The sequence below is a fragment of the Streptomyces sp. SBT349 genome (assembly GCF_001083795.1).
In the GTDB taxonomy this organism is placed as follows: domain Bacteria; phylum Actinomycetota; class Actinomycetes; order Streptomycetales; family Streptomycetaceae; genus Streptomyces.
Genome location: NZ_LAVK01000284.1, coordinates 1 through 10173, shown reverse-complemented (window position 1 = coordinate 10173; position 10173 = coordinate 1). Strand labels below are relative to the sequence as shown.

Here is a 10173-nt window from a genome sequence, read left to right as displayed (position 1 = left end):
AACCCCCACCGGCCCCAGGTATGCGGACCCCCCACGCGGTTGGAGAGGCTTTGGGCAGGAGCCGCGTTGGGGCGAGAGATCGGGGGCCCTTACGCTGGCCAGCGGATCGGGCCCCTGGGCCCCACCGCGTTTTCCCCGATCGGGCCCCCGATCTTAGAGGCTCGCCCCAACGGGGCTGCCTAAAGCATCGGAAACCGCCCCAGCCACCCCCCGAGGCGGGGATCAGCGGACGTCGTCGTCCTGGCCGGAGGCCCTCAGTTTGCGGCGTTCCCAGCGATTGGGGTGGCGGACCGTGACGCCCGACAGGCCGCCGCTGCCCGTGACCCGCAGGAGGGGCGTGCCGGGGGCGTGCTCGTCCCCGGTCTTGTTCTTCAGGCCGCCGATCCCCGGGTCGGCCCCGGTGCTGTCCACCCGCCAGCCGATCGGGACGATGATCGTCACGCCGCCCATCTCGCCGTGGACCTCGATCTCGGTCTCCGACCACGGGCAGTCCGCGAGGGTGTAGTCGATCTTGACGCCGCCGAGGCCGCCGCGGGCGATCAGCCTCGCGGGGACCCGCCAGCGGCCGGTGCGCTCGTTCCCGGGGAGGCCGCCGCGCACCTCCTCCGGCGGGCCCGCGTCGCGCGGCGGGGGTGCGGGCGCGAGGGCGCGGGGGTCGGGTGGCAGGTCGGCGACCAGCGGTTCGAGATCACCGTACGTCTTGGCGGTGAGGGCGCGTTCGAGGCGCTCGTCCAACTCGTCGAGGTCGATCCGCCCGTCGCCCGCGGCCTCGCGCAGACGCTCGGCTATCGCATCCCTCTCCTCGTGCGAAACGCGCAACTCCGCCCGCGGCCGGGGCTCCGATGTCATGCGAATCACGATAGCCGAGGCACCTGGGGAGCGAGCGGGCCTAAACTCGGGATCGATGAGCGGCCTTTTCGATGACAACGCCCTGGCGGACCTCGGTTCCGAGCCGCCGCACGAGCCCGACGGCGCCTACGAGCCGTACGACCCTCCCGAGCGGGCGCCGGACGGCCTCTTCGAGGGGACCTTCGCCGAGCCCAAGGCGGCCGACGAGGACGCCTTCTACCGCAACGGCGCGCGCAAGCCCCTCACCGACCCGGCCGCGTTGCTCGACGGGCTGAACGAGGAGCAGCGCGAGGCGGTCACACACAGTGGCGGCCCGCTGCTCATCGTGGCCGGGGCGGGCTCGGGCAAGACGAGGGTGCTCACCCACCGCATCGCGTACCTGCTGGCCGCCCGTTCGGTGAACCCGGGGCAGATCCTCGCGATCACCTTCACCAACAAGGCCGCGGGCGAGATGAAGGAGAGGGTCTCCGAACTGGTCGGGCCCCGGGCGAACGCGATGTGGGTCATGACCTTCCACAGCGCGTGCGTGCGGATCCTGCGCCGCGAGAGCAAGCTGCTCGGGTTCACCTCCAGCTTCTCGATCTACGACGCCGCCGACTCCAAGCGGCTGATGGCGCTGGTCTGCCGTGATCTCGACCTGGACCCCAAGCGGTATCCGCCCAAGTCGTTCAGCGCCAAGATCTCCAACCTGAAGAACGAGCTGATCGACGCCGAGGACTTCGCGGCGCGGGCGTCGGAGCCGTTCGAGAAGACCCTCGCCGAGGCGTACGGCATGTACCAGGCGCGGCTGCGCGAGGCCAACGCGCTGGACTTCGACGACATCATCATGACCACCGTCCACCTGCTCGACGCGTTCCCCGACGTGGCCGAGCACTACCGGCGGCGGTTCCGGCACGTGCTGGTGGACGAGTACCAGGACACCAACATCGCGCAGTACACGCTGATCAGGCTGCTGGTGGGCGAGGCGTCGGGGGCGCCCGAGGCGATCGGCCCGGCCGAGCTGTGCGTGGTGGGCGACGCGGACCAGTCGATCTACGCCTTCCGCGGCGCGACCATCCGCAACATCCTCCAGTTCGAGCAGGACTATCCCGACGCGCGCACGCTGCTGCTGGAGCGGAACTACCGTTCCACGCAGACGATCCTCTCCGCCGCCAACGCCGTCATCGCGCGCAACGAGGACCGCCGCCCGAAGAACCTGTGGACCAGCGAGGGCGCCGGGGCCCGGATCACGGGCTATGTCGCCGACACCGAGCACGACGAGGCGCAGTTCGTCGCCGACGAGATCGACCGCCTCTCGGACGCGGGGGACGCCCGCGCCGGCGAGGTCGCCGTGTTCTACCGGACCAACGCGCAGTCCCGCGTGTTCGAGGAGGTGTTCATCCGCGTCGGGCTGCCGTACAAGGTGGTCGGCGGCGTCCGCTTCTACGAGCGCCGCGAGGTCCGTGACGTGCTGGCCTACCTGCGGGTGCTGGCCAACCCCGAGGACACCGTGCCGCTGCGCCGCATCCTCAACGTTCCCAAGCGCGGCATCGGCGACCGCGCCGAGGCGATGATCGAGGCGCTGGCCCTGCGCGAACGGATCTCGTTCGCCCAGGCGTTGCGGCGCGTGGACGAGGCTTACGGGATGGCGGCGCGCTCGGCCAACGCGGTCAGGCGGTTCAACGTGCTGCTCGAAGAGCTGCGGACCGTGGTGGAGTCGGGCGCCGGCCCGGCGACCGTGCTGGAGGCGGTGCTGGAGCAGACCGGGTACCTGGCCGAGCTCCAGGCGTCGACGGACCCGCAGGACGAGACCCGGGTGGAGAACCTCCAGGAACTCGCCGCCGTGGCCCTGGAGTTCGAGCAGGAGCGCGGCGAGGAGGACCCGGGCACGCTGGCGGACTTCCTGGAGAAGGTGGCGCTGGTCGCGGACTCGGACGAGATCCCGGACGACGAGGGTGACGGCGTCATCACGCTGATGACCCTGCACACGGCCAAGGGGCTCGAATTTCCCGTGGTGTTCCTGAGCGGCATGGAGGACGGCGTCTTCCCGCACATGCGCTCGCTCGGCAAGACGAAGGAGCTGGAGGAGGAGCGGCGGCTGGCGTATGTGGGCATCACGCGGGCCAGGCGGCGGCTCTACCTGACCCGTTCCGTGCTGCGCAGCGCGTGGGGGCAGCCGCAGCACAACCCGCCCTCGCGCTTCCTGGACGAGATCCCGGAGGAGCACGTGGACTGGCGCCGCACCGGGGCCGTGGCCCCGTCGCCGTCACCCACCGCGGCCTCCTCCGTGCTGGCCCCGCCGTCCTCCCAGCGCGGCAGGCGCGGCGCGGGCGCGTTCGCCACGGGCCGCATGAAGGACCGCCCGGTGGTCGCCCTGGAACCGGGGGACCGTGTCACGCACGACAGCTTCGGCATGGGGACGGTCGTCGGCGTCTCGGGCGCCGGGGACCGGGCGGAGGCGACGATCGACTTCGGCGGCGAGAAGCCCAAGCGCCTGCTGCTGCGTTATGCCCCTGTTGAGAAGCTGTGATGATTGGCCTGTAGTGTTCCCGCTATGTCACAGACCGGGGAGAGGGCTTGTGATTCTCCCCCCAGGGGGGATTAGCTTCGTGCGGCAATGTTCGTACTCCTGTTCCTTCTGTCCCCGGAGTACGTACCATCTTGAGATTCCCAGGGGGAACACATGAGCCAGCCCTGGCAGCAACAGCCGGACGGCGGATACGGACAGCAGCCGCAACAGCCGGGCGGTTACGGCCAGCCCCAGCCCAACCCTTACGGGCAGCAGCCGCAGCCTCCGCAGCAGCCGTACGGTCAGCCGCCGCAGCAGGGCTACGGCTACCCGCCGGCGCAGCCGCAGCCGCAGCCCCCGGGCCAGCCGCAGCCGTGGGGCGCCCCCGGTGGCGGCTTCCCGCCGCCTCCGCCGCACGGTGGCCCGCAGCAGAACGTGATGCTCGCCATCCTCGCGGCCGTGGGCGCCGCGTTGGTGATGGCCTTCCTCTACGCGTTCATCTACGACGCGATGTTCGACGAGGACACCGGCGAGGTCCGGCAGATCAGCTACGTGGCGATCGCCATCGGTGCCGCGGTCGGCGCCGGTCCGGCGTTCCTCGCCAAGAACAACTGGGGTGTCTACGCCCTCGGCGCGGTGCTCGCGCTGGTGGCCGCGATCTTCGGTGAGCTCTACGGCACGGCGATGATCCTCGCCGAGTACTCGGGCACCGACTGGAGCGCGTTCAAGATCCTCACCGTCGAGTTCGGCAACCTGTGGGACCTCTGGCAGGAGACGAACGAGGCGATCAATTACGTCTTCCTGGCGTTGGCGCCAGCCGCCGCCATCGGCGTCACCCAGGCGGTCGCGCGGCGCAGGCCGTAACGCACGTCCGGGCGAAGGCCCGTCGTCACCCAGCCGAGGCTGGGGGCGGCGGGCCTTTTCTCATGCCCGGAACCGGGCACCGGGTGCTCGCCCCGGCCCGCCGATGCCCGCTTATTTCTTCATAGCGGAAATAGTCAGACACTTCTTTCACTTCTGCGGAACGTGTGAGATGTTGTCGGCATGCCAGGACATGAGCGTGGACTCTCGAACAAGCCGGTCGTCGTCGTGGGAGGCGGCCCGGTCGGCATGGTCGCGGCGGCCTCCCTCGCCCGCCTCGGTGTGCCGGTCGTGCTGATCGAGGCGGAGGACGAGCCCAAGACCGACTGGCGCGCCTCGACCTTCCACGCGGCGACGCTCGAACTGCTGGCCGAGCTCGGCTTGGGGGACCGGATGCACGCCGAGGGCCTGGTGGTCCCCGTGTACCACTTCCGTGACCGGCGCGAAGGGCTGGTCGCCGCCTTCGACTTCACGCTCCTCGCGGACGAGACGCCGTATCCCTACCGGCTCCAGCTCAACCAGCAGCACCTGGTGCGCATGCTGCACGAGCGCCTGCGCGCGCTGCCCGAGGTCGAGCTGCTCTTCGGCACCCGCGTCACCGCGGTCGAGCAGGAGCCGGGCGGCGGCGCCTCGGTGACGGCGCGGACCCCGGACGGCACCCGCGTGCTGCACGGCGCGTATGTGATCGGCGCGGACGGCCCGGGCAGCACCGTGCGCCGGTCGCTGGGCGTGGACTTCCACGGCTACACGTACCCGGAGCGCTTCCTCATCGCGAGCACCAGCGTGGACCTCGCCGAGGCGCTGCCCGGCATCGCCGAGGTCAACTACATCGCCGACCCGCACGAGTGGCTGTTCCTGCTGCGCACCCCCGAGTCGTGGCGCGCCGTCTGGCCGGTGCCGGCCGGGCAGAGCGAGGAGGAGGCCACCGAGGTGGCCAGGCTCCAGCGCCAGCTCCAGGGCGTCGCGCCCTGGGCCGCCGGATACCCGATCATCGACCGGCAGCTCTACCGCGTGCACCAGCGCGTCGCCGAGCGGTTCCGCGTCGGCGACATCGCGCTCATCGGCGACGCGGCCCACATCAACAGCCCGATGGGCGGCGTGGGCCTCAACAGCGGCATCCACGACGCCGTCGACCTCTCCCGGCGCATCGCCCGCATCGCCTCGGGGACCTCGCCGGCCGTGGCCGAGGCCGAGCTCGCCGCGTTCGCCGACGTCAGGCACCGCGTCGCGGTCGAGTACGTGCAGGCCGACACCCAGCGCAACACGCAGCGCCTGCGCGAGACGGACGAGGAGCGCCGCCGCGCCGCGCACGCCGAGATGCGCGCCATCGCTGCCGACCGGGACCGCGCCCGCGCCTACATGCGGCGCGCCTCCCTGCTGGAGAGCGTCCGCCGCTTCGGCGTCGGCCTGCCGCCGGGCCAGACCGCGCCCCAGGCGCCCGCCCCCGTCCACTGAACCCGCACCGACCAGGAGGCCCGCATGTCCACCGTCGACGAACCCGCGGTCGAGGACCAGGAGCTGCGTTCCCTGTACGAGGACATCGACGCGGCCCAGCTGCGCCCGCTGTGGACCATCACCGAGCAGCTGCTCACCCCCACGCCGCGCCCCAGGGCCGTGCCGTGGCTGTGGCGTTCCTCCGCGATGCGCCCCCTGGCCGAACGCGCCATCCGCCTCGTCCCGGTGGAGCGCGGCGGCGAGCGGCGCGTGCTGTCGCTGACCAACCCGGGCCTGGGCGGGCGCCCTTACGCCGCGGGCACGCTGTGGGGCGCCATCCAGTGCCTCGGCCCCCGCGAGACCGCGCCCGCGCACCGGCACTCGCCGGGCGCCATCCGGTTCGTGATCGAGGGCGAGGGCGTGTGGACCACGGTCGACGGCGACGCCTGCGACATGCACCCCGGCGACCTCGTCCTGACCCCCGGCGGCGCCTGGCACGACCACGCCAACGGCGGCGACGGGAACATGTTCTGGTTCGACGGCCTCGACCTGCCGATGGTGGAGGCGCTGGACGCCGTCTTCTTCGAGCAGCACCCCGAGCTGAACCAGCCGATCACCGGCGCCCACAACCGTTCCGAGGCCGCGTACGCGGACGGCGGGGGCACCCCGGACGCCACCATGGCCGACGGCGCCGTCACCCGGCCGCTCGACCCGGCGCACTCCCCGCTGCTGGTCTACCGCTGGGCGGCCACCGACGAGCGGCTGACCCGCCTGGCCGCGGCCGGCGACGCCCCGCTGGTGAGCGTCGAGTTCACCAACCCGCACTCGGGCGCCAGCGTTCTGCCGACCCTGTCCTGCGGCATGCACCGCGTGCTGCCCGGCGGCTCCTCCGCGCCGGTGCGCCGCAGCGGCAACACCGTCTTCGTCGTCTTCCGCGGCGAGGGCAGCAGCGTCATCGACGGGCGCCGCTTCGCCTGGGAGGCGGGCGACATGTTCGTCGTGCCGTCCTGGTCGGCCGCCGAGCACGCGTCGGCGGCCGGTGCCGACCTGTTCAGCCTGGGCGACGCCCCGGTGCTGCGGGCGCTGGGCATCTACCGGGAGGAAACGCTGCCCGGACCGCAGGAGGTCACGGGCGTCTTCGGCACGGAAGGGCTGACACGATGAAGCTGGCGCTGTTCGACGACCACCGGCTCGGCGCGGTGGAACAGGCGGCGGACGGCGGGTGGGTGGTGGACGTCACCGACGCGCTCGGCCTGCCGCACGACCCCGACGCGCTGACCGCCGGCTGGTGGCGGGCGCTGTGCCGGGACTACCCGCTGCTGCGCGAGCGGATCGCCGCCGCCGCGGCCTCGGGCCCGCGCCTCCCGCTGGACGCGGTCGCGCTGAAGGCGCCCGCGCTCAACCCGAGCAAGATCGTGGCCTGCGCCTGCAACTACGCCGACCACGTGGCCGAGATGCACGGCGTCCAGGAGCGGACGCTCGGCGGCGTCGAGTCGTGGATGATGAACTTCGACGTCTTCCTCAAGTCCCCCTCCTCGCTCTCCGGGCCCGCCGACGACATCGTGTTGCCCGAGGAGATCGTGGCCGCCGGCCAGGAGATCCACCACGAGTCGGAGCTGGTCATCGTCGTCGGCCGGGGCGGCGCCGACATCCCCGAGGCCACCGCGCTCGACCACGTCTTCGGCTACACGCTGGGCCTGGACATCACCGTCCGCAGCGCCGCCGACCGCTCGCGGCGCAAGTCCTACGACACCTTCAGCCCGCTGGGCCCGTTCGTCGTCACGGCCGACGAGATCGGCGACCCGGGGGACTTCGCGATCCTGCTCGACGTCAACGGCGAGAAGCGCCAGGACGTGAACACCCGCGACCTGCTCACCCCGGTCCCCGCGATCGTCTCGTACGCGTCGCGGATGATGACCCTGCTGCCCGGCGACCTCATCTTCACCGGGGCGCCCCCCGGCGTCGGCGCGATCGCACCGGGCGACCGGCTCCGGGCCTCGCTCAGCCGCGTCGGCGAACTGGCCCTCGCCGTCCGCCAAGGCTGAGGCCCGGGCTCCGTCGGGCCCCGCCCGGCCCAGGTGCCCTGACCGCCGGGGCCCGACGGAGAAAACTGCTGCGCTAGGATTCCTCCATGTCGAATACAGCGGCCCCCGGCCCCGCCGTCACCAGCTCGGTGGACAACGCCCTGCGCCTTCTGGAGCTGATCGGGGAGCGGCAGGCGCTGCGCGTCTCGGACGCGGCCGTGGAGCTCGGCGTGGCGCCCTCGACGGCGCACCGCCTGCTCAACGCCCTGCGCCGGCGCGGATTCGTGCTCCAGGAGAAGCCCAACGGCGCCTACCGTCCCGGCCCCGTGCTCAACGAGATCGGGCTCGCCGCGATCGGCCGCGTCGACATCCGCCAGGTCGCGCGGCCGGTGCTGGAGGAGGTGCGCGACCGCACCCAGGAGACGGTGAGCCTCTCGCTGCTGGAGGGGCGGAACGTCCGCTTCATCGACTGCGTGGAGTCCCCGCGTTCGGTGCGTGTCGGGGACCGCACGGGTGTGGTGATGCCCGCCCACTGCACCGCGGCGGGCAAGGCGATCATGGCGGCGATGCCGGCGGCCGAGCTGGCGCGCCGGTTCACCGACCAGGACCTCGCCACCCGCACCGAGTTCTCCGTCTCCGACTGGCCGGCCCTGGAGGCGGAGCTGGAGGAGATCCGCCGCACCGGGTACGCGGTCAACGTCGAGGAGGGCGAGCGGGGCATCAGCGCCGTGGCGGCCGTGCTGCGCGACCGGGCGGCGACGCCGCTGGCCTCGATGGCCGTCGTCGTCCCCGCCCTCCGCCTCGGCTCACGCCCCGACGCCGCCAAGCTGGCCACCGACCTGCTGGCCGCCCGCGACGCCCTTCAGGAACGCCTCCAGGGCTGAACGTCCCCGCGCCCGGGGACGGTGGGTCAGCCGATCGCGTCGGCGACCTCGTCGCGCAGCTGCGGCAGCATGTCGTGGATGATGCCGGGGCAGAGTGTGTTGTTGAAGTCCATGTGCCCGTAGATCTCGGTCGGCGTGATCGCGTACTGGGAGGCCACGAAGGCGCATATCTGCACCAGCGAGGCCCACTGGGCCGCCGGCGGCACCGCGCCGTCGTGGTAGGCGCCCTCGTTGGAGATGCCGATGCCGAAGTCGTTGGCGCCCGAGGTGTGGGCGCCCAGCACGAAGTTGGTGCCGCCGAGGAGCGTCTCCAGGCTGCGGTGGCGGCCCTCGGTGAGGTAACCGCCGCGCGACACGACGAAGTTGTAGCCGGTGTCGACCCAGCCGTTGTCGTCCTGGTGGAGCGCCTGCACCCAGCGGGCGTGCGAGTGCGCCTGGGCGCGGGAGTAGTCGGTGCTGTTGGAGCTCACCGTGTGGTGGACGATGATCGCGGCCGGGCGGCGCTGCACGAGGGAGATGGTGCCGGCCGGCGGGCTGGCGCCCCACTGGGCGGTGCCGTCGATCGCGGGCTGGGCGACCCGGGCGCCCTGGGACGCCTGGGCCGCGCGGGCGGTGAGGGGGACGGCGGTCGCGGCGGCGAGCCCGGCCGCGCCGGCGAAGAGCATGCGGCGGCGGATCGAGTGGTCGTGGGACACGGGGACTCCTCGGATGGCGACGTGGGGGGACGGACGGAGCCGACCGGTCGGTGACCGGTCGGCTCCACCGGTGCGTGCGTGACGAGGTGCGGCGGCTGCGTCAGGTGTTGTTGGCCAGGGCGAGCAGCCGGTCGCGCGTTCCGTTGAACTTGTTCCGGTCGACGTTCCCGGAGACCCCGGAGACCGAGCCGGTCGAGGTGTACTGCCACGCCGTCCAGACACCGAAGCCGCCCGGCAGGGTCGGGCTGCCCGTGGTCCAGTGGGCCACCCACAGCGGGGACTTGGCGGCCATGCCGTTCCAGCTGCCGGTGCAGGAGTTCCACCAGCTGGGGCTGGTGTAGATCACGATGTCCCGCGTGGTGCGGGCCTTGTACGTGTTGTAGAAGTCGGTGATCCAGTTGCGCATGGCGGTGGTCGACATGCCGTAGCAGGAGGCGCCGTAGGGGTTGGCCTCGATGTCGAGCACGCCGGGCAGCGTCAGGTTGTCACGGGACCAGGCGCCGCCGTTGGACGCGAAGTAGTTGGCCTGGACGGCGCCGCTGGAGACGTCGGGCCGGGCGAAGTGGTAGGCGCCCCTGATGACTCCCGCGCCATGGGCGGCCGGGTAGTTGGTGTTGAACGAGGAGTCCTTGAAGTTGGTGCCCTCGGTCGCCTTCATCCACGCGAACTGGATGCCGAAGTTGCGCACCGAGCCCCAGTTGATGGACCCCTGCCAGTGCGAGATGTCGATGCCCTGCACTCCGGTGGTGTCCTGCGGGGCGATGAAGCCCCCGCCGGCCTCGGCGCCCTCGTGGATGAGGGTTCCGGCGCCCATGAACGCCTCGCCCTCCTCGATGTCGCCTATCTCGCTGGGCACCGGGTCGGGTGCGCCCAGGGGGGAGATCTGCTCCGGGGCGGAGGCGGCCGGGGACGAGGCCGCCTCCGCCCCGGAGCAGATC

The 10173-nt window shown here is 72.2% G+C and carries 9 protein-coding genes; 6 read left to right on the top strand and 3 right to left on the bottom strand.

Features of this window, described 5'->3' with window-relative positions; genetic code table 11:
* Nucleotides 1-222 precede the first annotated feature (222 nt).
* On the bottom strand, nucleotides 223-849 hold the full coding sequence (locus ADY01_RS27095) for a DUF1707 SHOCT-like domain-containing protein (RefSeq protein ID WP_049578762.1): 627 nt from the start codon (nucleotides 847-849) through the stop codon (nucleotides 223-225).
* Nucleotides 850-904: 55 nt separating this feature from the next.
* Here ADY01_RS27095 and pcrA point away from each other — a divergent pair, with 55 nt between their 5' ends.
* From pcrA to ADY01_RS27065, 6 genes are all read left to right on the top strand, one after another.
* On the top strand, nucleotides 905-3358 hold the full coding sequence (pcrA, locus tag ADY01_RS27090) for a DNA helicase PcrA (protein ID WP_049578760.1): 2454 nt from the start codon (nucleotides 905-907) through the stop codon (nucleotides 3356-3358).
* A gap of 153 nt (nucleotides 3359-3511) precedes the next feature.
* On the top strand, nucleotides 3512-4201 hold the full coding sequence (locus tag ADY01_RS39385; RefSeq protein WP_063784372.1) for a hypothetical protein: 690 nt from the start codon (nucleotides 3512-3514) through the stop codon (nucleotides 4199-4201).
* Nucleotides 4202-4381: 180 nt separating this feature from the next.
* The gene (locus ADY01_RS27080) at nucleotides 4382-5653 is read left to right on the top strand and encodes an FAD-dependent oxidoreductase (RefSeq protein WP_063784371.1); all 1272 of its coding nucleotides are present in this window, start codon (nucleotides 4382-4384) and stop codon (nucleotides 5651-5653) included.
* 24 nt (nucleotides 5654-5677) lie between these two features.
* Nucleotides 5678-6796, top strand: coding sequence for a cupin domain-containing protein (locus ADY01_RS27075; RefSeq protein WP_049578756.1), 1119 nt, complete (start codon nucleotides 5678-5680; stop codon nucleotides 6794-6796).
* Nucleotides 6793-7677: a fumarylacetoacetate hydrolase family protein gene (locus tag ADY01_RS27070; RefSeq protein WP_049578754.1), complete on the top strand. Its 885-nt coding sequence runs from the start codon at nucleotides 6793-6795 to the stop codon at nucleotides 7675-7677. Before ADY01_RS27075 ends, ADY01_RS27070 begins: the two co-directional genes overlap by 4 nt.
* A gap of 86 nt (nucleotides 7678-7763) precedes the next feature.
* Nucleotides 7764-8540, top strand: a complete 777-nt coding sequence (locus ADY01_RS27065; protein WP_053171253.1) for an IclR family transcriptional regulator — start codon at nucleotides 7764-7766, stop codon at nucleotides 8538-8540.
* 26 nt (nucleotides 8541-8566) lie between these two features.
* On the opposite strand, the gene ADY01_RS27060 is transcribed toward ADY01_RS27065, so the two are convergent.
* Nucleotides 8567-9205, bottom strand: a complete 639-nt coding sequence (locus ADY01_RS27060; protein WP_049578765.1) for a peptidoglycan recognition family protein — start codon at nucleotides 9203-9205, stop codon at nucleotides 8567-8569.
* A 130-nt stretch (nucleotides 9206-9335) separates the two neighbouring features.
* Complete coding sequence (locus ADY01_RS27055) at nucleotides 9336-10172, bottom strand: GH25 family lysozyme (RefSeq protein WP_107081836.1); 837 nt, start codon at nucleotides 10170-10172, stop codon at nucleotides 9336-9338.
* Between the last annotated feature and the right edge of the window lies 1 nt (nucleotide 10173).

What these genes read in the sequence shown, in the direction of transcription:
- ADY01_RS27095 (WP_049578762.1), bottom strand. Translation starts at nt 849, where the DNA reads ATGACATCGGAGCCCCGGCCGCGGGCGGAGTTGCGCGTTTCGCACGAG.
- pcrA (WP_049578760.1), top strand. Translation starts at nt 905, where the DNA reads ATGAGCGGCCTTTTCGATGACAACGCCCTGGCGGACCTCGGTTCCGAG.
- ADY01_RS39385 (WP_063784372.1), top strand. Translation starts at nt 3,512, where the DNA reads ATGAGCCAGCCCTGGCAGCAACAGCCGGACGGCGGATACGGACAGCAG.
- ADY01_RS27080 (WP_063784371.1), top strand. Translation starts at nt 4,382, where the DNA reads ATGCCAGGACATGAGCGTGGACTCTCGAACAAGCCGGTCGTCGTCGTG.
- ADY01_RS27075 (WP_049578756.1), top strand. Translation starts at nt 5,678, where the DNA reads ATGTCCACCGTCGACGAACCCGCGGTCGAGGACCAGGAGCTGCGTTCC.
- ADY01_RS27070 (WP_049578754.1), top strand. Translation starts at nt 6,793, where the DNA reads ATGAAGCTGGCGCTGTTCGACGACCACCGGCTCGGCGCGGTGGAACAG.
- ADY01_RS27065 (WP_053171253.1), top strand. Translation starts at nt 7,764, where the DNA reads ATGTCGAATACAGCGGCCCCCGGCCCCGCCGTCACCAGCTCGGTGGAC.
- ADY01_RS27060 (WP_049578765.1), bottom strand. Translation starts at nt 9,205, where the DNA reads ATGCTCTTCGCCGGCGCGGCCGGGCTCGCCGCCGCGACCGCCGTCCCC.